This window comes from Ruegeria sp. H3 (assembly GCF_056533095.1).
Map to the genome: position 1 here is coordinate 133,241 of NZ_JBQFOD010000003.1, position 26,531 is coordinate 159,771.

Here is a 26,531-nt window from a genome sequence, read left to right on the forward strand (position 1 = left end):
TTAGCATCCCCTGCCCGTCACCAGCTTACAACCATTGACCCTTGATCGTCTGACGATAGATCTGGCTGAGCCAGTTGTTGCCGCGGCTCTTCAGGTCCAACCCGCGCGAGGTCAGCAACTTGTAGGCATCGTCATACCATTCCGAGGATTGGTAGTTATAGCCCAGGATCGCACCAGCGGTCTGCGCCTCATCAAACAGACCCAGAGACAAATAGGCCTCGACAAGACGATACAGCGCTTCGGCTGTATGGGACGTAGTCTGGAAATCCTCAACAACAACGCGGAATCGGTTGATGGCCGCGACATAGTGATCCTGACGCAGATAGTAGCGCCCGATCTCCATTTCCTTGCCCGCCAGATGATCGAAAGCCAGATCGAACTTCAGCACCGCCGAGGTGGCATATTCGCTATCGGGATAGACTTCAATCACGGTTCGCAGAGCTTGCAGCGCCTGAAAGGTCAGACCCTGATCGCGGCCCACTTCGTCGATCTGATCATAGTAGCTGAGTGCCAGCAGATACTGCGCATAGGCGGCATCTTCATCCGTGGGATAGAAATCGATGTAACGCTGCGCAGCGGCACGGCTTTCTTCATAATTCTTGTCGGAGTGGAACGAAAATGCCTGCATGATCAGCGCGCGTTTTGCCCAGTCAGAATAGGGATAGAGACGCTCAACCTCCGAGAAATACCAAGCCGCATCATCCGATCGATTCTGCGACAGTTCGTATTCACCACGGGTATAGATCTGCTCGGGCGTGAAGCCTTCGAGGTTTTGATCGCGGTCTGCGCCCCTGTTGCCGCATGCCGTCAAAACTGCTGCCAGAAGAATCGCACCTGCGAACCTGACTGCCGCTTTGCTGCCAACCATACCGCCCATCCTTGTCATCTTACTCACCGGGGTTCGCCCCGAATTGAGCCATGGTCTAGCATAGATATTTCCGGTGCAAAACGCCTTATGCACCCTCTGTCGCAAATGTCGTCAAAGGTGAACGGCTCAGGCCACCGCCGGAATCTCTTCCTGAACCAGACCTTGCCCCGGTAGGCGTGCCGCCTGTTCTGGGGTACACAGGATCGGGCGCACAGCACCCGGCGTTTCAAACAGCTTCCGCAACAGGGTGTTGGTCATGGAATGACCGGACTTGTCGCCGGTGAAATGGCCCAGAATCGGACCACCGGCAAGATACAGATCACCCAAAGCGTCCAGCATCTTGTGGCGCACGGCCTCATCCGCGTGGCGGAAACCGCCTGGTGTCAGCACCTCTTCACCCTGCACCACCACTGCATTTTCCAGCGTGCCGCCCAAGGCAAGGCCGTTTTCGCGCATCGTCTCGACATCAATACGGCGACAGAAAGTGCGGCAATCGCTCAGCTCACGCACAAACGAGCCATTGCGCATGTCCAGTGTCTTGGTCTGGTTTCCGATTGCGTCATCTTCAAAGTCGATGTGAAAATCGATGATCAGACCATCGGCAGGCGCAATCGTTGCACTTGCACCTTCGCGGGACGCAGTAACGGGCTTGAGCACTTCGTAAGCCAGAACCGGGCTGGCCTGACGGCGCACGCCCTTGGCCATGATGCCGCGCACGAAATCAATCGACGAGCCATCCATGATCGGAACCTCGGGGCCGTCAATCTCGATCAGCGCGTTGTGAACACCACAGCCTGCAAGTGCGGCCATGATATGTTCCACGGTCGAAACCGATACGCCTGCGTCGTTCACCAGACGGGTGCAGAGCGGTGTCCGCTCGACCACGTCATAGATCGCAGGGATCAGCGCATTGCCCAACTCAATATCCGTCCGCTTAAACCAGATTCCATGACCTGCCGCAGCGGGTTTCAGAACCATAACGACAGGCTGGCCGCCATGCAGTCCGACGCCGTTAAAGGTAACCGGAGATTTGAGCGTATGTTGCAAATTGGGCCTCAGCGAGTGGTGTCCAGCCTGTTAAAGCTGTGTTGGCCACTCAGTTAAGGAAGCACGGGTCTATGCTCAACTCACTCTTTGTAACTGAATGAAACATGGATGTGACAGATCGGCAAAACCCTGCTTATCCCCCTATATCCACCTGTTAACAAAGAAAAAAGGATCGCCGGAAGGCGACCCTTTGCATTCATTTTGTTACCGCGATCAGTTGGCCTGACGGCGCAGGAAAGCAGGAATTTCGATCCGATCCTGATCGGGGTCGGCCTCTTCATGCGCAGGTGCCGTGGCGTCAACCTGGCGCATCGCGGGCTGCTGACGGGCTGGCTGAGACGGTGTGTCTGCCGCATGTCCGGTCATCCGATCGATCAATCGGTTGAAGCCAAAGCGCGAGCGTTCCTCGGTTTCTGCCTGCGCCTGAGGCGCCGGTTCCTGTGGCCGGGTTGCCGTCAGACGCTGCGCCGAAGAAGGCACGTTCTGGACAGCGGCCTGCAACCGCTGCAGCGCTTCTGGCGAAGGTGTTCCTGCGGGTTCCGGCTGCGGCGCAACATAGCTTTCGGGGGTCTGTTCGAAATGCTCCGGCTGCGGTTCAAACTCGGCGACCCGAGGCTGATAGGCTGGCGGAGGCAGGCCGTCATCCTCCTGCTGATCCTGCGGCTGGAACCGCGTTGCCGGGTCTTCGGTGGTTTCGAACAATGTCGGCTCACGGTTCTCGACCATCTCAGCTGCAGGTTCAGCAATCTCAGCAGCAACAGGCGCTGCCTCCGGTGCAGGTTCTTCTGCAGATACAGTACGGGTCAGCGGCTCGGACATCGAACGGCGCGCCACCGGAACATCCGAGGTTTTTTCGGTGGCGTCGATACCGGTCGCAACAACCGAAACGCGCATACCGCCTTCCATGGCCGTATCCAGGGTCGAGCCGACGATGATGTTGGCCTCTGGGTCCACTTCCTCGCGAATACGGTTGGCGGCCTCGTCCAGTTCGAACAACGTTAGGTCGTGCGAACCGGTAATGTTGATCAACACGCCCTTCGCGCCTTTGAGGCTGATTTCGTCCAGCAGCGGGTTCGCAATGGCTTTTTCGGCCGCCTGAATGGCGCGGTCTTCACCGGTTGCTTCGCCTGTGCCCATCATCGCCTTGCCCATCTCGTCCATCACGGCGCGTACGTCCGCGAAGTCGAGGTTGATCAGGCCCGGGCGTACCATCAGGTCAGTCACACCTTTGACGCCCTGATACAGAACGTCGTCCGCCATCGAGAAGGCTTCGGTGAAGGTGGTTTTTTCGTTGGCCAGCCGGAACAGGTTCTGGTTTGGAATGATGATCAGCGTGTCAACGACCTGTTGCAGCGATTCAACGCCGTCTTCGGCCTGACGCATCCGCTTGGCCCCTTCGAACTGGAAGGGCTTGGTAACAACACCAACGGTCAGCACGCCCAGTTCCCGAGCGGCTTGCGCTATGATCGGCGCAGCACCCGTACCGGTGCCGCCACCCATACCGGCGGTGATAAAGCACATATGCGCGCCTGCCAGATGATCGACGATCTGCTCGATGCTTTCTTCTGCGGCGGCTGCGCCGACGGTTGGGCGGGCTCCAGCCCCCAGACCTTCGGTGACTTTCACACCCAGTTGCACCCGCGCTGAAGAATGGCTTTGTTGCAGCGCTTGCGCATCAGTGTTGGCAACTACGAAATCAACGCCGTCCAACTGCTTTTCAATCATGTTGTTGACTGCGTTGCCACCCGCACCGCCAACACCAAATACTGTAATCCGTGGCTTCAGTTCGTCGTGCCCGGGCATCGAAAGGTTCAATGTCATGCTCTGTCCGCCTGTATTTTTGTTCCGCCAAAGCGGTGTTTTTCTTACCTATCCTTGTTCGATTCTATCGTTGTGATGCGCAAAGGTCACGCTAAAAATCGCGAATTCCCGCAAAATATGGAGGAAATAAGGCGTCATCCGGCAGTATTTCGCATCGCCAGCGAAATCTAGCGGATCTGGTTAACGGCACCACAAGACAGCCGAAATTGACGCGACACTTCTCAGCTCACGCGCGGGTCGAATTCCCGGATCTCACAGGGCGGAAAACTGCTCATGGTCCTGCCGCCGGGCCTCTGACGGGCCTTGTGGATATCTTTATGGATAAATGCCTGCGCTGCAACCGGTTTCTTTAGCTGGTGGGCGCATTCGGACAGTTCAAACCATTGTCAGAGATGTTTCGCGTTTCCTGTATTTCCCCATCCGACAACGAGGCCAGTCGCACCATCAGCCGGTCCTGATACAAAAACGGCCACCAACAGACCGGCACCCCGTCCGCGTCATTGTCATACAGAAAACAAATCTGACCGTTCGGCGTGGTGATCTGACCATAGACGCAGCCGCGGCCTTCTTCCCGCCAGACCGAGGTTCGGTGATTCAGAAACTCCTCGGTCCCGACCAGATCGCCGCTGCGAATCTCGTAGAACATGACGGTTTTACCGACAACAGCATCCAGAAAGGCTTCGGGCGTGATCCGGGTTTGCGCCACGGCATCGCCCGACCACAGCGTCAGAGTGGTAAGGCCGAGAACTCTACCAATTGTCACGGAACCACCGGACGGCGCGTTTGAACGGGCGCGCGGCATAGGTGTCGACCGGAATTTCGAAATCCCACCATTCGTCCTGCGGATGGGCCGCAAACAAGCTGAGCCCCACGGCAGACGAGAAGCCCGGCCCTGTTGCCGATTGCGGAAGACCATGAACGCGTAGCGGGCGGCCCAGGCGCACGCGCTGACCCAGGATGCGTGTGGCCAGCCCATCCAGCCCCATGATCTGACTGCCGCCACCAGTCAGAACGATCTGCTGGCTCGGCATATGCTCAAAGCCTGCTGCATCCAGACGCACGCGGACCTCTTCCAGGATTTCTTCGACACGGGGGCGCATGATGCCGATCAACTCTGCCCGGCTAACGGTGCGGCGATCATGCTCCCAATCGCCAGTATCTCCGCCGATATCTATCAGGTCGCGGTCATCGGCACCGGTTGCGTGGACACCACCATTGAAGGTTTTGATCCGCTCTGCGACGGCCGCCGGTACGCCCAGCCCCATTGAGATATCAGCAGTCACGTGATCCCCACCCATGCGCACGCAATCGGCATAGATCATGTGTTTCTTCATGAAGATCGACACGCTGGTCGTACCACCGCCCATATCGATACAGGCGGCACCCAGCTCCTGCTCGTCCTCGACCAGCGCCGAAATGCCCGACACATAGGCCGAGTTCGCGATACCCGCCAATTCCAGATCGCAGCGCTTGATACAGCGCACGATATTCTGGATCGCAACCGCATCGACAGTCAGCATGTGCATATCAACGGCCAGGCTTTGACCCAGTTGCCCACGCGGATCGATCAGGCCCGAACGATTGTCCAACGCAAAGTTCACAGGCTGCGCATGCAGCACCTCGCGCCCTGCCCCATAGTCAGGCACATCGCAAGCGTTCAACACGCGGCCAACCTCAGCCTCGGTCACAAGCTGACCTTCCAGATCGACCTGCGCATCCAGACCGTAAGAGCGCGGGTTTGCGCCCGAGAAACAGGCGATCACATGGTCCACACGAATGTCGGCCATCTTTTGCGCGGCTTGCAGGGCGGTCCGGATGGCCCGCTCGGTTTCTTGCATCGCGGTAACCTCCCCGAACTGCACACCGCGCGAACGCGTTGTGGCGGCACCGATGACGCGGAACCCGGTCTGACCGGCCATGGATCCGATCGTGTTATCCTCGTTCAGGCGACCGGTTCCGTCAAAGCGCAGAACCAAACAGGCAATCTTGGAACTGCCCACATCCAGAATGGCAATGACACCCCGCTGCATTGCTTGTCTGCGCATCTGCCGCATGGCGCGTTGGGACTGATAAAGATCGGTCATCATGGTCGTTACTGCCCGCTACTCACGTCTGTTTTTGTGTTCCACCAGTCTTCGCTGGCGGCTTTGGTCATTCTGACCGTGGGACGCTGCCCGAGGCGCATGTCGACGATAGCGACATCGCGTTCCAAAAGATCTTGCACTTCATTGACGGCCAATACCCGTTCCAGCGCGCGCACCGGACGCTCGGTCGGCAACATGATGCGCTGCCCGCGATCCAGAACCAGATCCCAGCGCCGTTCGCCCATGCGCACAAGCCCGCGCACCCGCGTGCCAAGGCTGCGCGCGGTCCGGAAAATCTCCAACGCTTCGGCAACGTGCAGATCCGCGCCCTCGCCTGCGATCAGCGGCAAGTCAGCGTGATCTTTGCGCGAGGCGATCTGATCGACATGAACCCCGGTTTCATCCAGCAGTTCAATGCCGCTCCGGGTGCGCCAGACAATGACGGGCTGTCGTTCGATCACATCGACCTGCAGTATGCCACCGGGCCGGATGCGCACGGTGGCCGTTTTCACGGGGTCTAACCCGATGATCGTGTCGCGCATCTGCTCGACATCCAGATCCCAGGAACTGATCGGGAAATCTAGCGGCACGACCTCGCGGATATCCTCAGCAAGGCTTGATCCCGCGCCATCGATTGCCATCAGATTAACCATAAATTCCGGACGTTCCTGAATCGAAGTGCGGATGTCGGCAACGTAGGTGCTGACCGCCTCACGCCGTTCGGCAGAGGCAAAGTAAAGCCCCACACCCGCAACGACCGCACAAATCGGCAAGCCCAGCTTGACACCCAGGCGAATGCCAGGAGTCAGCATCCAGCGCTGAAACCGATAGCTCAGCCGCGAGGGCGCTGGGTCAGAGCCGCGTGACGTACGCCCAAACAGCCGCGCCCCGCGCAGACGCAAGACGGGGTCCACCTCATGCGTTTCTGTATCCGCAGATTCGAAATCCGCATCCGGCCCCGCGACGGGTTTGGTCCGGTGGATCACCGGCGCGCGGGTGGCGTTTAGCGGTCGCATGAGGCATCCTCCACCATCCAGGCACACAGCTGGCCGAATGTCATGCCACAATGCTCACCCTGCTCGGGGACCAGCGAGGTGGGAGTCATCCCCGGCTGAGTATTGGTTTCCAACAACGCCAAACCATCAGCGCCTTTGGTGTCATCCCAACGGAAATCGGTCCGACTGACGCCTTTGCAGCCAAGAACATTGTGAGCGCGCAGGGCGTAGTCCATACAAAGGTCAAAAATCTCAGCCGGAACCTCAGCTGGTAGAACGTGCCACGAGCCGCCGGGCTTATACTTGGCGTCATAGTCGTACCAGCCATCGGTCATGATCTCGGTCACAGTCAGGGCCAGGTCACCCATGACGGTCACCGTCAGCTCTCGACCGGCCACATATTGCTCGACCATCACCTCATCCGGCATGTCTTCGGATAGCTGTGGAGGGCCATTTGCATCTTCATGCACCAGGTAAATACCGACGCTTGAGCCCTCGTTGTTGGGTTTGACCACATAAGGTGGCGCCATCACGTGATCGGCCATCACGTCCCGCTTGGGCACGATGATGCTGTCTGCAATGGGCAGGCCGTTAATGCGAAACGCCTCTTTGCTGCGTTGCTTGTCCATTGCGAGGGCCGAGGCCAAAACACCGGAATGCGTGTATGGGATTTGCATCCACTCAAGCAGCCCCTGCACACAGCCATCTTCGCCCCAGCGTCCATGCAGGGCGTTGAAAACCACATCCGGCTTGATTTCCATCAGGCGCGCATAGAGGTCCGGACCTGCGTCCAGCTCGACCACGTCAATGCCTTCTCCCACAAGGGCGGCCGCGCATTCGCGCCCAGAGCTGAGAGACACCTCGCGTTCCGCCGAGGGGCCGCCCATCAATACCGCCACTTTGGGGTTTGTCCTGCTCGACATACCCAATGTGCGCCTCAATGTCCCCGGACCTTATGTAATGGTCCGTACTGCGTTTATGCCTTTGATCCGTCGCCTGAATTTGCCTGTTTTGGTCTGACGGTTGGGGCTTTATTTTGTCAGCGGGTCACCGACCCGCATGATTTCCCACTCTAGCGTGATGCCGCTTGTTTCGTAAACCTTTTTTCGCACTTCTTCGCCCAGACCTTCCAGATCAGCCGCGGTGGCGTCACCAGTGTTGATCAGGAAATTCGAATGCTTCGGGCTCATCTGCGCGCCACCTTTGGTTGCGCCACGCATCCCGGCATCGTCGATCACCTTCCATGCCTTGAGGTCATGTACGTCATCCGCCTTGCCGGTCGAGGAAAACCCCGCCGGATTGCGAAAGGTCGACCCGGCGCTGCGGTCTTTGGTGGGTTGCGTTTCGTCGCGTTTCTTCAGCTGCGCCTCCATTCGGGCGTGCAGCTCTGCCGGGTCGCCCTTGGGGCCTTCGAACGTGGCCGACACCAGAACAGCCCCTTCAGGCAGGTCGGATTGGCGATAGCGGAAGTTCAGTTCGGCGGCGGTGAGGTCTATCAACTCACCCTGCCGCGTGACGATTGTGGCTTTGCGTAGGACGTCTGCCGTATAGCTGCCGTAGCAGCCTGCATTCATCCGAACCGCCCCACCGATCGATCCGGGGATCGTGCGCAGGAACGTCAGATCAACCCCCGCATCCGCCGCCTTGCGCGCCACATGCGCGTCTAATGCGGCAGCACCTGCCGTAACGGTCGTTCCCTCGACCGATATTCCGTTGAAGCCACGCCCCAGCCGGATCACCACGGCACGCAAGCCACCGTCGCGCACAATCAGGTTGGAGCCGACGCCCATAGGGAAGACTGGCACATCTTCGGGTAGCTCGCGCAGAAATTCCTGCAAATCCTCAAGATCGGCAGGCTGAAACAGAAAGTCTGCCGGGCCACCAACGCGGAGCCATGTCAGGTCGTTTAGGTCGCGATTTTCGGACAGTTTGCCACGTAGAGTGACTGAATTCAGATCTGACTTCGTTTCCGCAACCACGTTCCTATTCTCCACGCGAGAACTGCAATCAATCCAAACATCACATGAAGAGAAATTATGTAGCCGAGGCCCGCACGCGTGATGTCATAGGTTTCAACGGACCACGCATATAGCGCCAGACCCAAAAGGACAAACCATAACGTGATCGCTGTATACCCAAACCAGAGCTTTCCATGAAAAGCGGCGTAGGAAGATGTTAGAAACCATCCAAATGCGCCGCAAAGGATGAAACCGTAGATCAGCACATCTGAATGCAACATCATATCAGATGATCAAATGCGTCGACGGATCCAGCGACCCAGATAGATCACGGGCCAGCGCAGCATTGACATGCCCGCAGCCAAAACCAACAACCCGATCCATGGGCCGTTTTCATAGGTAACATAGCCCAAAATCGGAATGCCCACTGCGATCAGGAAATAGGCGCGAGTCCAGTGGTTGTCCTTGCTGGGGATCATGGCCAACAGGTTGGCGGCAAGGCCCCAGAGGGCGGCCAGTGCAAGCGACCAGCTCATTCCATCACCTCCCCGCGCACCCATTTGCGCCAGTAGTAACGGATCGGGTTGCGGAACATTGAGACAAAGCCGCCAAAGGCGAGAGCCGACCAGAACCAGCCGTGATCATAGCCCAGCCAGACAATCAGAACTGGCGCGCAAATCAACAAGGTGAAACCCGGAGGGAATTGCAGCCGCATGGGCAACAACGCCACAATGGTGGCGCAGATCACCCAAATCGCGGCAAAGATCATCGAATAGTCCATGCGCCCCCTCCGAGGACTCGCGGTAGCTGAGGTTATTGTATCACACTTTCAGGTTGTGCTGCAAATGAGGCGTGCCGTCAAACTGCTTGTTTTCTTTGCAATCTCTCAGGCAACCCATTCGCCCAGGCGCTGATCGTTCCGGCGCCAAGACAAACGACCATATCTCCGGGGCGCGTCTGTTCGCGTACGAGGCGTTCAAGATCGTCCTCGTCCAGCAACGCACGAGCATGCCGATGCCCATGGCGGATCAGCCCCTGCACCAGATCATCGCGCGACGCCCCTTCGATCGGGTCTTCGCCGGCCGCGAAGATGTCGGCGATCGCCACCACATCCGCGTCGTTGAAACAGGTGCAGAAATCATCGAACAGATTGGACAGACGGGAATAGCGGTGCGGTTGATGCACGGCAATCACGCGTCCGTCCGTCGCCTGACGCGCAGCTCTCAGCACCGCAGCGATTTCCACCGGGTGATGACCGTAGTCGTCGATGATGGTGACCCCATCAATCTCTCCGACCTTGGTGAAGCGGCGGTTGACGCCGCCGAAATTGGCCAGCGTCTCGCGGATTTCTGCGGTTTTCATGCCCAGATGGCGGGCGACAGCCACGGCAGACAACGCGTTTGAGACGTTGTGATCGCCAGGCATCGGCAGCGTGCAGCCCTCAATCACCTTGTCTTCGTATTGCAGATGAATGTCGAAATGCGCGACACCGCCTTTATAGGTCAGGTTCTCGGCCCGCACATCAGCTTGCGCGTTGAACCCATAGGTGCGCACGCGACGGTCGGTGATGCGGCCCACCAGTGCCTGTACCTCGGCATGATCCGTGCAGCAAACGGCCAGACCGTAGAACGGCAGGTTCGAAACGAATTCGTAGAACCCGTCGCGCAGGGTGTCAAAATCGCCCCAATGCTCCATATGCTCGGGGTCGATATTGGTGACGATGGCGATGGTTGCGGGCAGACGGTTGAACGAGCCGTCGGATTCGTCGGCCTCGACCACCATCCATTCGCCCTGCCCCATCCGCGCGTTCGAGCCATAGGCGTGGATGATGCCACCATTGATGACGGTGGGGTCGAAATCACCCGCCACCATCAATTCGGCCATCATCGTTGTCGTGGTGGTTTTGCCATGGGTCCCGGCAATGGCGATGTTCGACCGCAGGCGCATCAGCTCGGCCAGCATATCCGCACGACGGACAACAGGAAGACCTTGCGCGCGCGCCTGATCCAGTTCCGGGTTGCCAGGCTTGATCGCCGTGGATGTAACCACGACAGCAGCGTTTTGCAGGTTCTCGGCCTTTTGACCCACGAATATCTCCGCCCCCAGCGAGGCCAACCGATCGGTGATCTTTGAAGCCTTCAGGTCTGACCCCTGCACCTGATACCCTAGGTTCAAAAGCACCTCGGCGATGCCCGACATCCCGATCCCACCGATCCCAACAAAATGGATAGGTCCTACGTCCTGCGGTAGTTTGGTTGCTGGGGTCATGTGGTCTCCTTCTGCGCCAATTGCTCGACAAGGGCGATCAGACGCTCGGTGGCGTCCGGTGCCCCGACCGACAAGGCGGCATGGGCCATTTTCTGTGCGGCTTCGGGGTTTGTCAGAACCGTGGTCATTTGCTCGGTCAACGCGGCAACGTCAAGAGCATTTTCAGGGATCATGATCGCCCCCCCTGCCTGCACGAGCCCTCGGGCGTTGGCGGTTTGGTGATCCCCTGCAGCGGCGGCGAAAGGGATCAGGATCGAGGGCCGACCGATCACCGAGATGTCGGCCACGCTCGACGCGCCCGAACGGCTGATGACAAGCTGCGCATCCGACATGCGCCGTGGCACATCGTCAAAGAACGGTTGAACATCGGCGCGAATACCGTGATCGGCGTAGAAGGCCGTGACGCGCGCGCCATCCTCGTCCCGGGCCTGATGCGAGACGCGGATGAACCCGCGTAGGAACTCGGGCAGAGCGGCAATCGCCTCGGGCACCACATCGCTGAGAATACGGGCGCCCTGGCTGCCGCCCATCACCAGAACCGACATGGGATACTCACCGGGCGGGATATAGGGCGCACCGGCCCGCTCCAAAACCGAGGCTCGGACCGGGTTGCCGGTGTGAACGCCCTGCGCGCCGTCCGGCAGATCCGTTGGCCAGACACCGCAGGCCACTTGTGAAACGCGCGTCGCAAACAGCTGGTTCACCCGGCCCAGCACCCCGTTTTGCTCATGGATCATTCGCGGCAGTTTCAGCATCACCGCCGCACCCAGCGCTGGGATCGAGGGATATCCGCCGAAGCCCACGACCACATCCGGTTTGTCCAGCATCATCTGAAACGCCATGCTGGCGACACCACCAGCAATCTTAGGGCCGACCAGTGCCTTAGCCGCCAAACCGCCTCGCGCGAAAGTGGCTGACGAGGCTTCGACAATCTCGGTACTGTGCGGGAAGCCACCGGTATAGCGGGCCCCACGGGCATCGGTAGACAGGCGCACCCGCCAACCTTTGTGCAACATCGCCTCAGCCAGGGCTTGCGCCGGGAACATATGGCCCCCGGTGCCGCCCGCCGCAATCAGAAGGTAGGGTTTGCCCATCAGCTTCGTCCGCGCAGAATATCGCCCAGTTCGCCTTGCGGGCGGGTTCGGGTGAAGGCCAGCAACATGCCGATCGCGATACCGCCTGCAATCAACGACGAGCCGCCGTAACTGACAAAAGGCAGCGTCATACCCTTGGCAGGCAGCAGTCGCACCGCAACACCCATATTGATCATTGCCTGAACGCCAAACATGCAGGCCAGACCAGTTCCCGCCAAGCGGATGAACATATCCCGTTCACGCATCAGCCGCAGCAGCGAGCGCACGACGATAATCGAATAGAGCGCAATGATGATCAGCACCAGGATAAGGCCGTATTCCTCGGCTGCGACGGCGATAATGAAATCTGTATGCGCATCGGGCAGTGACCATTTGACCTGCCCCTCGCCCACGCCGACGCCAAACAAACCGCCCTCACGTATGGCGTTGGTCGCATAGCCAAGTTGAGTGGTCGGATCGACCTCTTGATTCAGAAATCCGTCAATACGGCGCGCGAAATGATCCGAGTTGGAATAGGCAAACATCCCCGCCAGAATGACCACGCCCGCCATGCCAACCAGCAGCAGCATGGGTGCCCCGGCCACGAAATACATCACGCCCCAGCCAAACAGGATCAGACAAGCCTGCCCGAAATCTGGCTGCATCACGAGCATCCCGACAATCGCCATGCACAGCGCAAAAGACCACAAACGCCCCGGAGGGCCGTTGATTTCCTGCGAGGCCGCCAGCAGCCACGCCGCAACAACCACAAATCCGGGCTTCAGAAACTCGGATGGCTGCAGTGAGGCAAAGCCCAGCGAATACCAACGCACCGCCCCTTTTCCGAAATCCGTGCCAAAAATCGGCAGAAAAGCGAGCGCAACAAAGGCCCCCAAAAAGCCCAGCACCGCCAGACGGCGTACCAAAGTCGGCGACATCATCGAGGTCAGCAACATCGCAATCAGTGCCAGCCCACCGAACAGCACCTGCCGTTCGACGTAGTGAAACGGATCGAAGCCGTTGCGCCCTGCCAGTGGCGGCGAGGACGCCAACCCCAATAATAGCCCGATGACAAACAGGATCAGCACGCAGGACATCGTCCAGCGATCAATCGTGCGCCACCACTTTGGTAGAATCGGTTCGCCGCGCTGGTCCTGGACCGCGCCATACACCATCTCAGTCATGAGATACCGCCACTTACTGCCTCGTTAACGCCCCGTTTTCGGGGTCTGGGTAGAAGTGTACAGGGATTTTGGGGATTGGGCTAGGGAAATGAGGGGCATAGGCGGAATTCGATCAGCCCCAGAGATATGAAAGTGCGTTACGCTTTGATCGGGTACCGGTCCGGTTCCTCAAAGACATCAATCACGCGCGTACCTGCCTTGATCCGGCCTCCGTGTTCGACCCCGGCTGGGATCGAGTAGTTTTCACCAGGACGGTAGGTTTTTGTCTGATCTCCGATTGTTAGTTCAATCTCACCTTCAACGACTGTACCCCATTGCGCGCCATGAGAATGAAGCGGAAGCTCCATTTCCTTAAGAAAGGTAAAGAACGCCACCAGCCCTGCATCCGAGCGAATTACGGCCGTCTGTACCACATCTTCGGGGAAAGGAACGTCGAGTTTTGGAAAGGCCACCATAAAATCCGGGAATTGCATGAACTGTTCCTTCTAAGCAGGTAAGTTATTGCCGCAGGATGACAGTGCGTCCGGCAACTGGCAATCCGGATTTCCCGCGCGGGATTGCACCCTGAACGAGACGATGGCGCGCTCTTGCGTTCTGGCTCAATCCAAGCCATCCCCCCACACATGACCTACGACACGATCATCCTTGGGGCCGGAGCAGCCGGCACGATGTGCGCCGCCCATTGCGGCGGACGCGTTCTGGTGGTCGACCATGCAAAAGCCCCGGGCGAGAAAATCCGTATCTCAGGCGGCGGGCGCTGCAATTTCACCAATATGTATGCAGGGCCGGGAAACTTCCTGTCCAAGAACCCACATTTCTGCAAATCCGCCCTGGCGCGGTACACGCAATGGGATTTCATTGATCTGGTCGGGCGCCACAAAATCGCGTGGCACGAGAAAACACTGGGACAACTGTTCTGCGACGGATCCTCGAAGCAGATCATCCAGATGCTGCTGGATGAGATGACACGTACCGGAGCAGAACTGTGGGTGCAGACCGAGCTGAAGAACTTGAGCAAAACTGAAAGTGGATTCGCGTTGGAGGTCGAGCGCGAAGGACAGCGCCGAAGCCTGACTTGCTCCAATCTGGTTCTGGCCACAGGCGGCAAGTCAATCCCCAAAATGGGCGCGACCGGTCTGGCCTATGATATTGCGCTGCAATTCGGGTTGCGGATCACCGAAACCCGCGCCGCGCTGGTCCCGTTCACGTTCTCCGATGGGAAGTTCAAAGACCTCTCAGGCGTGTCGCTGCCAACACGATTGTCAAACGAGCGCACCAGTTTTGAAGAAGCGCTTCTGTTCACCCATCGCGGCCTTAGCGGGCCGTCGGTACTGCAACTCTCATCCTATTGGCGCGAGGGTGAGGCGATCCGCGTGAACCTGATCCCCGATCTGCCGCTGTTCGACCTGCTGCGTGATCAACGCCAAAGCGCTGGGCGCAAGGATTTGACCACGGAACTGGCGCGCCACTTGCCCGCGCGACTGGTCGATTACCTCAGCCAGCAGATGCCAATGCATGGCAATCTGGCCGACCAGTCTGATGCGGCGCTCAGCAATCTGATCTCTGCCCTGTCCAACTGGCAACTGACCCCATCGGGCACCGAAGGCTATCGCACGGCCGAGGTCACGCTGGGCGGGATCGACACAGATGACCTGTCCTCAAAAACGATGGAGGTCAGGGATGTCCCCGGCCTCTATGCAATTGGTGAAGCGGTGGATGTCACCGGATGGTTGGGTGGGTACAACTTCCAATGGGCATGGTCCTCCGGCCACGCCGCTGGAACCGCCATCGCAAGCCACTCGTTTTGACGATCAACCCTTAGCCGACGACGTTATAGCCACGCCCGCGCATGCAGTTGCGCACGATAACCTCTTGATTTTGGGTGTTCTGTAGCGCGCTTGCACCCGCACCGATCAGAGCACCGGCAACGGCGGTACGGCCCAGATCGCTGGCACTGTCATCGATGATCGCTTTTGTACCAGCGGCACCTGCAGCACCAATCGCCGCCGCACCCGCTGTTCTGCCATCAACCGTTGGCTGTGTTCGGGCCAGAGCCTGGCACTGCGCCAGGTCTGCGTTGTAATTGGGACCGATATTGCCATCGATGATAGGCGTGTAGTTCGCGCCAGAGCTGGCACAGGCTCCGACCAACAGCACCGCTGGCAACACCATAAATTTCTTTCGGTTGGACATATCCGTAACCTCGTTTTCTAAAGTCCTGCCAAGGCAAGACCAAATCCGCTAGGGCGTCAAGACGATAGCCCATTTGCCCTTGTGAACAAGCGGCAAACTGTAATCGCTCTATTCAGCCAGTCTTTGCAGAACATTGTCAGCAAAATCCTCGCCACGTCGTTCAAAACTATCATACTGGTCAAAACTTGCAGCAGCAGGCGCAAGTAAAATAGTATCACCGGCTTCGGCATCTGCCATCGCCTGTTCAACCGCAACAGCCATGGTTGTGCAAACCTGTGCTTCGACGTTCAATTGCATTGCAAATTTCGCAGCCTCGCGCCCAATGACATAAGCCTTTAGCACGTCGGTGGTTGCCTCGTTCAGAGCAGCCAGCCCACCCTCTTTCTCCAGCCCGCCACAGATCCAGCGTATACGCTTGAACGCCCCCAGCGCCTTGACCGCACTGTCGACATTTGTGGCTTTGGAATCGTTCACATAAGTTACACCCTGCGCTTCGGCGATAATTTGGCTGCGATGCGGCAGGCCCGGATAGCTGTGCAGCGCGTCCTCGATCACCCGAGGGGCCAGGCCCAACGAACGGCAGGCGGCATATGCCGCACAAGCGTTCTGGTGGTTATGTGTCCCCGGCAAGCCCTTTATGGCGCGCAGGTCAATTGAGCCCGCCTGTCGCCCCTTGCGGTATTCCGACAAGAACCCCTTGCGCGCAAAGACCTGCCAACCCGGACCCGTCAGCTTACGATCAACCGAGACACGGATAACCCGGTCATCCGCTGGCCCCTCTGCCATCTGCCCGGCCAGATACACGCCTTCGGCCTCATCCACGCCAATGACAGCCCGATCGGGCCCACCTTCGGAAAACAACCGTCTCTTGGCGGCGAAGTAACCACCCATGCCGCCATGGCGGTCCAGATGATCTGGCGAAAGATTGGTAAACACGGCCACATCCGGTGTCAGCGACCGGGCCAGTTCGGTTTGATAGCTACTGAGTTCCAGAACCACGACCGAACCATCCGTGCCGGGATCAATATCCAGCACGCCCCGCCCGATATTCCCAGCCAGTTCGGCTGATCGTCCGGCCTCGGTCAGGATATGATGGATCAACGCCGCAGTGGTTGACTTCCCGTTCGACCCGGTGACGGCAATCACGCGCGGTGGGGTATCAAAGTTGTTCCATTCCGGACCTGCGAAGGAGCGGAAGAACAGGCCGATATCATTGTCCACCGGAACGCCCGCATCAAAGGCGGCCGCAACGATAGAGTTTGGTGAGGGGTAAAGATGTGGGATCCCCGGCGAGACAATCAGTGACACAACGCCCTCGAACGCCCCATTTCGGCGCAGATCAGTACAGTCAAACCCCTCGGCCTGAGCAGCGTCCCGTGCGTCCGGGTTGTCATCCCAACACACCGGCTGTGCCCCACCCGCACGCAGCGCCCGTGCGGTGGTCAGCCCAGATCGGCCCAGCCCCAGAACCGCAACTTTTTGTCCTGAAAACCCTTTGACCGGGATCATGTCATCTGCCCTTTGTTTAGCTGCGCCTCAAACCAATCTGCTCGGTCTGCAACTGGCTTTTTCGGAACAAGCGCAGTTTGGAACCCGAGCGTTGGTAAGCGGTCGCACAAAGCCTCATACTCTTCAAGTGCGTCGGACAAGTCATGCCTTCGCTGTCCGTCTTTTACATAGATTTCGGGCCACGGTGGGAACAGATAAACGCAGTGATCGTATCCTAGGCTTAGTATCTTATCCCGGAGTGAACTCTCCAGATTGGCGCCGGTTCGATCAAACCAAATCAAGGCGTCCAGCGCGGAACGGTCGAATAAGACCAAACCATCTGGAGCCTTGGTCACATCATCGAAAGATGTTTGGATCACTTTACGGCAAAACGAATCGGGATTGATCCAGGGCAAACCATCTCCGCTGTGCTCTTGCTCGGCTGCGATCACCCGACGACCCGGTTCCGCGACCGTGGCATAGCCGCGTCGCGCCATTTCCTCTAGTAGGGTGGACTTGCCACCGCCCGAACATCCGGACAGTACAACCCGACGCTTCTTCACCGAACCTTCAGCGTCGCCAACCCGATCATCGCCAGGATCAGCGAGATGATCCAGAAGCGGATCACAATGGTCGGCTCGGCCCAGCCCTTTTTCTCATAGTGGTGATGGATCGGGGCCATCAGGAAAACGCGCTTGCCGGTGCGTTTGAAATAGAGGACCTGGATGATCACGCTCAGCGCTTCGACCACGAACAACCCGCCGACGACGGCCAGCACCAGCTCGTGCTTGGTCGCCACAGCAATAGCCCCCAGCGCGCCGCCCAGTGCCAGTGATCCGGTATCGCCCATGAACACCGCGGCGGGCGGGGCGTTGTACCACAAGAAGCCAAGCCCCGCGCCAAAGAGGGCCGAGGTGAAGATGAAGATTTCTCCTGTCCCGGGCACATAATGCACGTCCAAGTACTCGGTAAAGTCGACCCGCCCGACGGCATAGGCGATGATTCCAAGCGTCGAGGCCGCGATCATCGCGGGCATGATCGCCAAGCCGTCCAAACCATCGGTCAGGTTCACCGCATTCGCCGCCCCCACGATGACGACAATCGAGAACGGGATGTAGAAGATGCCCAGATTGACGAGCGTATCTTTGAAAACGGGCACAGCAAGTTGATTTTGCAGCGCTTCAGGATGGTGCAGAACTGCCCATAGCGATGCCAGAACAGCGATGATGACACCCAAAGCCATCCGCATCTTGCCGGAAACGCCCTTCGTGTTTTGCTTTGACACCTTTGCGTAGTCATCCGCAAAACCAATGGCCGCATAGGCCAAAGTTACGAACAGAACCATCCAGACATAAGGGTTGTCCCACCGCGCCCAGACGAGGGTCGAAGTGACCAGAGCCCCGACGATCAGCAACCCGCCCATGGTTGGGGTACCAGCCTTGGAAAAATGCCCCTCAGGGCCGTCGTCGCGGATCGGCTGGCCTTTGCCCTGCTTCTTGCGCAGCACATTAATAAGCGGTTTTCCGAAGATGAAGCCAAAGATCAGCGCTGTTAGAAAGGCCCCGCCTGCGCGGAAGGTAATGTAGCGGAAGAGGTTCCAGAAATCCCCTCCATCCGACAAGGCGGTCAACCAATACAGCATTACAAAACCTTTCTTACACGAGGCCCATGGGCAAGTTCACCCGTCAAGCGCGCCCCCTTGCCCCATTTTGCGCAGACCGTCAACAATCCGCGCCAAGGCCATGCTTAGCGAGCCCTTGGCCAGCACGCTATCGCCGGTTTTGATCAGGTCAGGCAGGTGCTCAGCCATCTCTGCGCTGGTTTCGAACCAGAGCCCGCGCTTATCATCTGGCAGAGCCCGATGCAGCGCTTGCATCAGCGGGCCAATGCAATGCACCTTATCCACACCGGCCATCGCATTGACCTGCGCCATCGCCGCGTGCATGGCCTGTTCCTGCGGCCCAAGCTCTTTCATGTCCCCCAAAAAGGCGATCCGGCGCGCACCTTGGGATGCCGCCAGAACATCCAAAGCGGCTTCCATCGAGGTCGGGTTGGCATTGTAGCTGTCGTCCAGCAGTTCGATTTGCCCACCATTTGCCAATGGCAAAGTCTCGCGCACTCCGCGACCTTTGACCGGAGACCAGTGCTGCAGCCCATCGATGGCCTGTTCCAGATCGACACCCAGTTCGACACAGGCCGCCAAGGCCCCCAACGCGTTCATTGCAAAATGCGTACCAGCGGATTGGACGTCGAAGATGAACTGCGTGTCACCAACCGAGGCTTGGGCCTGAATCGAATCCGGCCCGGCGGTCACATCCGTCAGTTTGTAATCTGCGGCCTGTCGGCCAAATTCGACGATCCCTGCGCCGTGGTCTTGCGCCGTGTGGCGCAGAATTTCGGCATGCTCGATATCGGCATTGACGATGGCTGCGCCGCCGGGTTCCAGCCCCTCGAAAATTGCCGCCTTTTCATGGGCGATTCCTGCAACCGACTCAAACGCCTCAAGATGCACCGCGGCTACCGTTGTCAACAAAGCCACATGCGGGCGGGCCTGACACGCGAGTGGAGCAATCTCGCCGGGGTGGTTCATCCCAATCTCGATCACAGCATATTCCGTGTCCTGCGGCATCCGCGCCAGTGTCAGAGGCACGCCCCAATGGTTGTTGTAGCTGGCAACGCTGGCATGGGTCCTACCCTGTCTTTCCAGAATGTTCGCCAGCATTTCCTTGGTCGAGGTTTTGCCGACACTGCCTGTCACCCCGACGATACGTGCCTCAGTGCGCGCACGCGCGGCTTGGCCCAGTGCCTCCAAACCGGCCTGAACATCCTCAACAATCAACAGCGGCGCATCTTCGCGCACGCCCTCCGGTACATGCGAGACCAAGGCTGCACCCGCGCCTTTCTCAAGCGCCTGAGCCACAAAGTCGTGCCCGTCTCGCGCAGCTTTCAACGCAACAAACAGGTCGCCCGGCTGCAAGGTGCGCGTGTCAATCGACACACCGTTTACCATCCAATCAGTCGTCGCGCGACCACCGGTCGCTTCGGCGGCCTCTGCCGCTGTCCAGAGCGTCATGCGACCCTCCCATCCAGGGCGGCCACGGAGATGCTCGCCTGTTCAACATCATCGAAGGGCAAAACCTGATCGCCGACGATTTGGCCGGTTTCATGGCCTTTGCCTGCAATCAACAGCGCGTCACCGGGTTGCAAAGCGTCAATGCCGCGCAAGATCGCTTCGGCCCGATCACCCACTTCGGTTGCGCCTGGCGCACCCTCCATCACGGCCGCGCGGATGGCGGCGGGATCTTCGCTGCGAGGGTTGTCATCGGTGACGAAGACGATATCGGCGTGATTGGTTGCGGCCTTGCCCATCAACGGGCGCTTGGTGGCATCGCGATCTCCGCCCGCGCCGACGATAGCGATCAGACGTCCCATCACATGCGGGCGCAGCGCTTTCAAAGCTGTCGCAACAGCGTCGGGCGTGTGAGCATAGTCTACAAACACCGCCGCGCCATTGTCGCGGGTGGCGGCCAGTTGCATGCGGCCTCGGACCGTTGTCAGATGCGATAGGGTCTCGAACACTCTCTCAGGGTCGTCGCCTGCTGCGATGACCAGCCCACAGGCTAGCAGGATGTTTTCAGCTTGAAACCCACCGATCAGGTTCAGGCGCGTCTGGAAGGTCTTGCCCTGCCAGGAAAACCGCAAATCCTGCCCAGTTGAGTCAAAGCGTTGGTTCATAAGGCAAAGATCGGCCTCGCCCAATCCGACTGTCAGCACCGACTGCCCCCGCGCCTCGGCAATCTTGCGCACCTGCGCTCCCTTAGGGTCGCTCAGGTTGATCACTGCGGTGCCGTCCTCAGGCAAAACCCGGTCGAACAAGCCCATCTTCGCTGCAAAATAGGCCTCGAAGGTTTCGTGATAGTCCAGATGATCCTGCGTGAAGTTCGAGAACCCGGCAGCAGCCAGATGTACTCCGTCCAGACGCCGTTGCTCCAGCCCGTGCGAAGAAGCCTCCATCGCCGCATGGGTCACGCCGTTCTCAGCCGCCTCGGACAGGCATCGATGCAGGGTGATCGGTTCGGGCGTTGTGTGAGCCAGCGGTGCGGTCCAAGCGCCCTCGACTCCGGTGGTGCCAAGATTGACGGCGGCATGGCCAAGCTCAGCCCAGATCTGGCGGACGAATGTGGCAACCGAGGTTTTGCCATTGGTTCCGGTGACCGCAACAATCGTCTGCGGTTGCGCACCGAACCAAAGTGCAGCGGACCCGGCCAATGCTTGGCGCGGGTCTTCAACTACAACCAAGGCAGCGTCGGATGCGGCCAGTTCGGCCTCGGCGATCTTCGCGCCTTCGGCGTCGGTCAGAATGGCGGAGGCCCCCATGCGCAAGGCGTATTGGATGAACTCGCCACCATGAACCCGAGTGCCGGGGAGGGCTGCAAACAGAAAACCGTCTTTGACCTCGCGGCTGTCAACGGCCAGCCCGGTGATATCCGGATTTGCGCCACCGCGTGCGGTTAGGGCCAGTTGGCTGAGTTTTTTTGTTCTTGCGCCCATGACCCACCTGTTCTCTGGCACCCTAATTCGAGGTCAGGGTTATAGCAGCGCCCGCCTCGGGCTCAAGACGCGGACGCAACCCCAACAGTGGCGCCACACGTCCGATCAATTCAGCAGCGACCGGCACCGCCGTCCACCCGGCTGTCCGGCGCTTTTCGCCATAGGCCACAATTGACGGTTCATCCAGCGTGACGATCAGCACGTATTTCGGATCATAGGCCGGAAAGATTGTGGCAAAGGTCGCGATGACCTTGTCATCGTAATACCCGCCACGCGGTTTGGGTTTATCCGCCGTTCCGGTCTTGCCCGCGACGTCATAGCCTTTGACATCGCCAAAGCTGGCGGTGCCGTCGGTCACCACCTTGCGCAGCATCTTCTGCGCCTGCGACGCAGCGCTGTCCGTCAGGACACGCGGGCCGTATTGCGGGCTGTTTTTCTTCAGGATCGTCGGGCTGACATAATGCCCACCATTGGCAATCGCCGCATAGCCCGCCGCCAGGTGCATCGGGCTGGTCGACAGGCCGTGGCCATAGGAAATGGTCACCGTGCTCAACTCACCCCATTTCTTGGGCTTCAGCGGCGCGCCCCCGGAGGCCTCGACAATCTCGAACGGTGTGGGTTTAAACATGCCCAGAGTCTGCAGAAACTCCTGCTGTCGTTTGGAACCGATCTGCAAGGCCAACCGCCCGGTTCCCCGGTTCGAGCTATGGACGATCACATCCGCAACACTGATCTTGCCGTAGTTCTTGCCGTTGAACTCACCAATCGGAAAACGACCGATCTTCATTGGGCCTGAAGTATCGATGATAGTCTCAGAATTCACCAACCCAAGCTGCACCGCCTGTGCTGCGGTGAAAATCTTGAACACCGAGCCCAGCTCGTACACGCCCTGCACATAGCGGTTGAACAACGGGCTGTCGGAGGGATCAAAACCCGAGGTCGGCGGGCGCGGGCGATCATTGGGATCGAACGAAGGCAGAGACGCGGCTGAGATCACCTCGCCCGTATGCGCATCCATCAGAACCGCCGAGGCCCCTTTGGCATTCATAATCTTCATGCCGCCATACAAAACTTGCTCAACTGCGGCTTGAATGGTCAGGTCCAGTGACAGTTGTAGCGGTTTGTTACCATTGGCCGGGTCGCGCAGATAGTTATCAAACTTCTTTTCGACGCCAGCGACGCCAATCACTTCGGCGGCACTTACGCCCTCACGTCCAAAACCGGACCCCCCCAGAATATGCGCAGCCAGTTTGCCATTGGGGTACAGGCGCATTTCGCGCGGGCCAAACAGAATGCCCGGATCGCCGATATCGTGAACAGCCTGTTTCTGCTCGGGTGAGATACGTTTCTTGATCCAAAGGAACTTGCGATTGCCAGTGAAGTCCTTGACCAGGCGTTCTTTTTCCAGATCGGGGAAGATCGCTACCAACTGGTCTGCCGCCGCAATTGGGTCGATCATCAAGGGCGGCTGGGCATAGACGGAATAGGTGTCCAGATTGGTCGCCAGAATACGGCCTTCACGATCCACAATATTGGCACGTTGCATAGCAATCGAAGCCCCAGGCGCGCTTGCCAGCGGCTCTTGCGCCTCAGAGGTCGCAAGCATGCCCATACGGACCCCAACAACCGAAAACGCGCAGAAAAAGAACAGGCCCAGCACAAGCAAACGCCCCTCAGCGCGGGCACGCGCGCGATCTTTCATCTGCTCGTGGCGTTGCCGGATATTCTCGCGCTCGATGGCCTTGGGGTTTTCCCCTTTCGCACGCGCCTCAAGAACACGGGCCAGAGGACGAAGTGGGGTACGTGTCATGGCAGCTGAACCTCGCCCAGAGCCTGCAGATCCGTAATGGCCTGCAATTCAATCGGATCAACAATTGGCAGATCAGGATCCTCGGCATAGGCGATCTGATCCGCACGCCCGAACTGTTCGGCACGCAGTGGCAACAGGCCCAGACGCTCAAAATTGAGATCCGCAAGCTCGCGCAAGCGATCCGGACGGTTCAGATAGGCCCACTCGGCGTTAAGGACAGCCAAACGCACCTGCGCTGTGCCAATCTGACGCTGCAACGACTGGGTTTCTTTCAACACCTGCTGGGTGCGGTAGTTCTCTTGATACGCCCAAAGCGCCAAACCGAATACGGACATGGCAGTCAACACATACAGAATACTCTTCATCTTGCCTTCTCCCCCAGCTGCGGCATGCCAATGGCCCGCGCATCGATTTCCCCTGCCGGAGCCTCTGTCCGAACCGCAACGCGCAGCTTGGCAGAACGCGCGCGTGGATTTTCCTGCAACTCCTGCTCATCCGGCCCCACGGCCTTGCGGGTCTTCAGGGTAAATTGCGGCAGTTCCTGTTCGATTTCGGGCGCATAGCGATTGGCCCGACCGGTCTTGCCCGCGCGCGATTGGTAGAACCGCTTAACCATCCGATCCTCGATGGAATGAAAGGTCACAACGGCCAGTTGTCCGCCAGGTTTCAAGGCCCGTTCAGCCGCCATAAGCCCTTGAAATAGCTCCTCATATTCAGCATTCACAGCAATCCGCAGCCCCTGAAAACTGCGCGTCGCCGGGTGAGATTGACCGGGTTTCGGACGCGGCAGGCAAGATTCGATGATCTCGACCAATCGCAACGTCGTTGTGATCGGTGCCTCAGTCCGCGCTTTGATGATCGCTTTGGCAATACGCCGACTGGCCCGTTCTTCGCCAAAATGGAACAGAATATCGGCCAGCTGAGCTTCGGTCGCGCCGTTTACCAGATCAGCGGCGCTTTCGCCCTCTTGGCTCATGCGCATATCAAGCGGCCCGTCTTTCATGAACGAAAACCCGCGCTCGGCCTGATCCAATTGCATCGACGACACGCCAAGGTCCAGAACGACTCCGTCCAAATCCTGCGCATATTCATCCAACCGCGAAAACACACCCGGCTGCATCACCAGCCGGTCACCATAGTCACGCGCCCAATCTGCTGCCATCTCAAACGCAAGCGGATCGCGGTCCACGCCGATCACTTTGTCGGCGCCGACCTCAAGCAGACCCCGCGTATAGCCGCCTGCGCCGAAGGTTCCGTCCAACCATACACCCGACACCGGAGACACCGCCGCCAGCAAAGGGCGTAGCAGGACAGGAATATGTGGGTTCGAAGATGAGGAGACCGCGCCGGACATGCCGTTACGCGTCCCCAACGCCATCGAGATAGACCATCGGGTCGAAATCATCTGGCAGATCGTCCATCCACTCTTCGGTCTTGGCCAGTTCTTCGACCTCATAGGTTTCGGGCTTCCAGATCTGGAAGGTGTCACCGGCAGCAATAAAGAATGCCTCATTTCCAAGGTCGATCTTGTTGCGCAGCTTGGCAGGCAGGACCAGACGCCCGGTCTCATCTACGGTCGTAGGGAAGGACTGACCGTGGAACATGCGCTGGAGCATCCGCCGCTCCATCGAGCCGCGCGGCAAGGCATCGATCTTGTCATCGACCTCATCAATTGCCTGCATCGTATAGCATTCGAGGTATTTGCGACGGTGGTCGCCATAGACAATCACAAGCTCAGGAGTGTCACCGGGCTGCCAATTGGGATCAGAGGATTCAAGCACACGGCGAAACAAGGCCGGGATCGACACCCTGCCCTTCGTGTCCACCTTATGGTGGCTTTCACCTCTAAACCTGCGCGCCAAGACGACTGTCCCTTTCGCTTGCGCCCCACCTCAAAATTCACGTCCCCCGGATGAAAAACGGCGAGTTGATCTGCTGCCACTGATCAACCCGCCGCATTGACCCGCTGTGCGGGATGTCCAGCTGCGCGCGCCACCTGGGGGGATGTCTGCTCGCTCGCGCGCCGGATCTTCAGAGTGATGAAAGCGAAGTGCCTGTATGAAACCTGTTTGTTATTTGGTTTGGGGTCGTTTTGTGCCCCTGCTGCCTCGTCCTCATCGGATGCATATAGGGATGCCATGGGAATTCATGGAAATCAACAGGAAATTTAGGCCCAATACTAGCTCAGTGGCCAAACAATGGCCCTCAAATCTTTCTGTAGAAAACCTCAGGCACCTCCTGTAGTGCCTCTCGTCAAGCAAGGCACTATATATATGCAAATCTCGTCGACCCATTTGACCCCATGATTTCCCATACATTCTCAGATTTTTTCAGAGAACCGGGTGTTTTCACCGATTTTCTTGCTCGTGAAGTCGAATCACCTCTCAAAAAACTCAGAGATATCGCCCGAGTTCACCGCATCCCACGAATTCCCAGCAAGGTCATAGGACGGCTCTAAAGGACCCCAACACCGTTCGATACCCGGTCCGTGAACGCCTAAATTTTGTGATTTGTCGCTCAATCATCGCGCACTCGGTCCGTGCATCGATTTTTTTTCCATGTAACGATTTTGCGAATGATCTGCCCAGAACTCATGTTTTTAGGGGCGATCGAGGTGCAGGGCATCAAGTTTTTGATATCTATGCATTTGCTGCATAGCAGCATTGTTATCGCAACCTATTGTGCAATTGCAGCATTGGCTTATCTTCAGTCTCAAGCAAACGCTGGAAATGACCAGCACAGAGAGATGAAAGCGAGTGAGCACATGGCAGTCGCAACCAACACTTCCGCGCTGAAAGGCGCACACAGCAACGGGCTGAACGCATGGATCGAAGCCGCCAAAACACGCTTCGCCAGCTACCGTATGTACCGTCAGACAGTCAATGAGCTGTCCAACCTCTCGGATCGGGAATTGGCCGATCTCGGCCTGCATCGCTCGATGATCCGACGTCTGGCCAAGCAAGCCGCCGACGAACACACAGCGCGCTAAGCGCCCAGAACAACCGAGATCAGGCCCTTCCTCCTCCCTTTAGGGTCTGTAATCAGCGGCAGCATCTACCTCCTCCCTGATGCTGCCGCACCTTATACCGGCCCAAATAGCCGGAAACTGATACATCGGGGCTCTCCTCCTCCCTGCTCTGATGTTGAAAGCGCGCGGTGACGTCTACCTCCTCCCTGACGTCGCCGCGTCT

The 26,531-nt window shown here is 58.5% G+C and carries 26 protein-coding genes; 2 read left to right on the plus strand and 24 right to left on the minus strand.

Features of this window, described 5'->3' with window-relative positions; all coding sequences use genetic code 11:
- Positions 1 to 25: 25 nt before the first annotated feature.
- From ACR0JE_RS05040 to ACR0JE_RS05105, 14 genes are all read right to left on the minus strand, one after another.
- Positions 26 to 868, minus strand: a complete 843-nt coding sequence (locus tag ACR0JE_RS05040) for an outer membrane protein assembly factor BamD (RefSeq protein ID WP_170532154.1) — start codon at positions 866 to 868, stop codon at positions 26 to 28.
- 126 nt (positions 869 to 994) lie between these two features.
- A complete protein-coding gene (gene lpxC / locus ACR0JE_RS05045; RefSeq protein WP_353008221.1) occupies positions 995 to 1,915 on the minus strand; it encodes a UDP-3-O-acyl-N-acetylglucosamine deacetylase in 921 nt (306 codons plus the stop codon).
- Positions 1,916 to 2,128: 213 nt separating this feature from the next.
- Positions 2,129 to 3,736: a cell division protein FtsZ gene (gene ftsZ / locus ACR0JE_RS05050; RefSeq protein WP_480863377.1), complete on the minus strand. Its 1,608-nt coding sequence runs from the start codon at positions 3,734 to 3,736 to the stop codon at positions 2,129 to 2,131.
- Positions 3,737 to 4,085: 349 nt separating this feature from the next.
- Entirely contained in the window at positions 4,086 to 4,499 is a 414-nt protein-coding gene (locus ACR0JE_RS05055; RefSeq protein ID WP_480863378.1) for a hypothetical protein, read from the minus strand.
- Positions 4,486 to 5,820 (minus strand): cell division protein FtsA, encoded by a 1,335-nt coding sequence (gene ftsA, locus ACR0JE_RS05060; protein WP_480863506.1) that lies wholly within the window; start codon positions 5,818 to 5,820, stop codon positions 4,486 to 4,488. Before ftsA ends, ACR0JE_RS05055 begins: the two co-directional genes overlap by 14 nt.
- 8 nt (positions 5,821 to 5,828) lie before the next feature.
- Positions 5,829 to 6,836, minus strand: a complete 1,008-nt coding sequence (locus ACR0JE_RS05065) for a cell division protein FtsQ/DivIB (protein ID WP_480863379.1) — start codon at positions 6,834 to 6,836, stop codon at positions 5,829 to 5,831.
- Positions 6,824 to 7,738: a D-alanine--D-alanine ligase gene (locus tag ACR0JE_RS05070; protein ID WP_480863380.1), complete on the minus strand. Its 915-nt coding sequence runs from the start codon at positions 7,736 to 7,738 to the stop codon at positions 6,824 to 6,826. The genes ACR0JE_RS05065 and ACR0JE_RS05070 overlap by 13 nt, the downstream gene beginning before the upstream one ends.
- A gap of 108 nt (positions 7,739 to 7,846) precedes the next feature.
- Positions 7,847 to 8,770 (minus strand): UDP-N-acetylmuramate dehydrogenase, encoded by a 924-nt coding sequence (murB, locus tag ACR0JE_RS05075; RefSeq protein ID WP_480863507.1) that lies wholly within the window; start codon positions 8,768 to 8,770, stop codon positions 7,847 to 7,849.
- A 296-nt stretch (positions 8,771 to 9,066) separates the two neighbouring features.
- Positions 9,067 to 9,309, minus strand: coding sequence for a DUF2484 family protein (locus tag ACR0JE_RS05080; RefSeq protein WP_480540686.1), 243 nt, complete (start codon positions 9,307 to 9,309; stop codon positions 9,067 to 9,069).
- Entirely contained in the window at positions 9,306 to 9,554 is a 249-nt protein-coding gene (locus tag ACR0JE_RS05085) for a DUF2484 family protein (protein WP_480540684.1), read from the minus strand. Before ACR0JE_RS05085 ends, ACR0JE_RS05080 begins: the two co-directional genes overlap by 4 nt.
- Positions 9,555 to 9,631: 77 nt before the next feature.
- The gene (murC, locus tag ACR0JE_RS05090) at positions 9,632 to 11,041 is read right to left on the minus strand and encodes a UDP-N-acetylmuramate--L-alanine ligase (protein ID WP_480863381.1); all 1,410 of its coding nucleotides are present in this window, start codon (positions 11,039 to 11,041) and stop codon (positions 9,632 to 9,634) included.
- Positions 11,038 to 12,135: a UDP-N-acetylglucosamine--N-acetylmuramyl-(pentapeptide) pyrophosphoryl-undecaprenol N-acetylglucosamine transferase gene (locus ACR0JE_RS05095; RefSeq protein ID WP_480863382.1), complete on the minus strand. Its 1,098-nt coding sequence runs from the start codon at positions 12,133 to 12,135 to the stop codon at positions 11,038 to 11,040. The genes murC and ACR0JE_RS05095 overlap by 4 nt, the downstream gene beginning before the upstream one ends.
- The gene (gene ftsW, locus ACR0JE_RS05100; protein ID WP_480827691.1) at positions 12,135 to 13,298 is read right to left on the minus strand and encodes a putative lipid II flippase FtsW; all 1,164 of its coding nucleotides are present in this window, start codon (positions 13,296 to 13,298) and stop codon (positions 12,135 to 12,137) included. Before ftsW ends, ACR0JE_RS05095 begins: the two co-directional genes overlap by 1 nt.
- Before the next feature lie 137 nt (positions 13,299 to 13,435).
- Entirely contained in the window at positions 13,436 to 13,771 is a 336-nt protein-coding gene (locus ACR0JE_RS05105; protein WP_480863383.1) for a cupin domain-containing protein, read from the minus strand.
- A gap of 150 nt (positions 13,772 to 13,921) precedes the next feature.
- Here ACR0JE_RS05105 and ACR0JE_RS05110 point away from each other — a divergent pair, with 150 nt between their 5' ends.
- Positions 13,922 to 15,106, plus strand: a complete 1,185-nt coding sequence (locus ACR0JE_RS05110) for a BaiN/RdsA family NAD(P)/FAD-dependent oxidoreductase (protein WP_480863384.1) — start codon at positions 13,922 to 13,924, stop codon at positions 15,104 to 15,106.
- A 10-nt stretch (positions 15,107 to 15,116) separates the two neighbouring features.
- Here ACR0JE_RS05110 and ACR0JE_RS05115 read toward each other — a convergent pair whose 3' ends face one another.
- The 10 genes from ACR0JE_RS05115 to mraZ form a co-directional block, all read right to left on the minus strand.
- A complete protein-coding gene (locus ACR0JE_RS05115) occupies positions 15,117 to 15,491 on the minus strand; it encodes a glycine zipper family protein (RefSeq protein ID WP_170532131.1) in 375 nt (124 codons plus the stop codon).
- 108 nt (positions 15,492 to 15,599) lie between these two features.
- Positions 15,600 to 17,000 (minus strand): UDP-N-acetylmuramoyl-L-alanine--D-glutamate ligase, encoded by a 1,401-nt coding sequence (murD, locus tag ACR0JE_RS05120; RefSeq protein WP_480863385.1) that lies wholly within the window; start codon positions 16,998 to 17,000, stop codon positions 15,600 to 15,602.
- Positions 16,997 to 17,542 carry an AAA family ATPase gene (locus tag ACR0JE_RS05125; protein ID WP_480863386.1) on the minus strand — a complete coding sequence of 182 codons (546 nt, stop codon included), beginning with the start codon at positions 17,540 to 17,542 and terminating at the stop codon, positions 16,997 to 16,999. The genes murD and ACR0JE_RS05125 overlap by 4 nt, the downstream gene beginning before the upstream one ends.
- Complete coding sequence (gene mraY, locus ACR0JE_RS05130) at positions 17,539 to 18,621, minus strand: phospho-N-acetylmuramoyl-pentapeptide-transferase (protein ID WP_170532124.1); 1,083 nt, start codon at positions 18,619 to 18,621, stop codon at positions 17,539 to 17,541. The genes ACR0JE_RS05125 and mraY overlap by 4 nt, the downstream gene beginning before the upstream one ends.
- Positions 18,622 to 18,657: 36 nt before the next feature.
- Positions 18,658 to 20,052 (minus strand): UDP-N-acetylmuramoyl-tripeptide--D-alanyl-D-alanine ligase, encoded by a 1,395-nt coding sequence (locus tag ACR0JE_RS05135; RefSeq protein ID WP_480863387.1) that lies wholly within the window; start codon positions 20,050 to 20,052, stop codon positions 18,658 to 18,660.
- Positions 20,049 to 21,530 (minus strand): UDP-N-acetylmuramoyl-L-alanyl-D-glutamate--2,6-diaminopimelate ligase, encoded by a 1,482-nt coding sequence (locus ACR0JE_RS05140; protein ID WP_480863388.1) that lies wholly within the window; start codon positions 21,528 to 21,530, stop codon positions 20,049 to 20,051. The genes ACR0JE_RS05135 and ACR0JE_RS05140 overlap by 4 nt, the downstream gene beginning before the upstream one ends.
- A 22-nt stretch (positions 21,531 to 21,552) precedes the next feature.
- Complete coding sequence (locus ACR0JE_RS05145) at positions 21,553 to 23,340, minus strand: peptidoglycan D,D-transpeptidase FtsI family protein (RefSeq protein WP_480863389.1); 1,788 nt, start codon at positions 23,338 to 23,340, stop codon at positions 21,553 to 21,555.
- Positions 23,337 to 23,705: a cell division protein FtsL gene (gene ftsL, locus ACR0JE_RS05150; RefSeq protein WP_480547647.1), complete on the minus strand. Its 369-nt coding sequence runs from the start codon at positions 23,703 to 23,705 to the stop codon at positions 23,337 to 23,339. Before ftsL ends, ACR0JE_RS05145 begins: the two co-directional genes overlap by 4 nt.
- Positions 23,702 to 24,694, minus strand: coding sequence for a 16S rRNA (cytosine(1402)-N(4))-methyltransferase RsmH (gene rsmH, locus ACR0JE_RS05155; RefSeq protein WP_480863508.1), 993 nt, complete (start codon positions 24,692 to 24,694; stop codon positions 23,702 to 23,704). Before rsmH ends, ftsL begins: the two co-directional genes overlap by 4 nt.
- A 4-nt stretch (positions 24,695 to 24,698) precedes the next feature.
- Positions 24,699 to 25,202 carry a division/cell wall cluster transcriptional repressor MraZ gene (gene mraZ, locus ACR0JE_RS05160; RefSeq protein WP_480863390.1) on the minus strand — a complete coding sequence of 168 codons (504 nt, stop codon included), beginning with the start codon at positions 25,200 to 25,202 and terminating at the stop codon, positions 24,699 to 24,701.
- Positions 25,203 to 25,915: 713 nt separating this feature from the next.
- On the opposite strand from mraZ, the gene ACR0JE_RS05165 reads away from it, so the two are divergent.
- Positions 25,916 to 26,329, plus strand: a complete 414-nt coding sequence (locus ACR0JE_RS05165; protein WP_480863391.1) for a DUF1127 domain-containing protein — start codon at positions 25,916 to 25,918, stop codon at positions 26,327 to 26,329.
- The last annotated feature ends 202 nt before the right edge of the window (positions 26,330 to 26,531 follow it).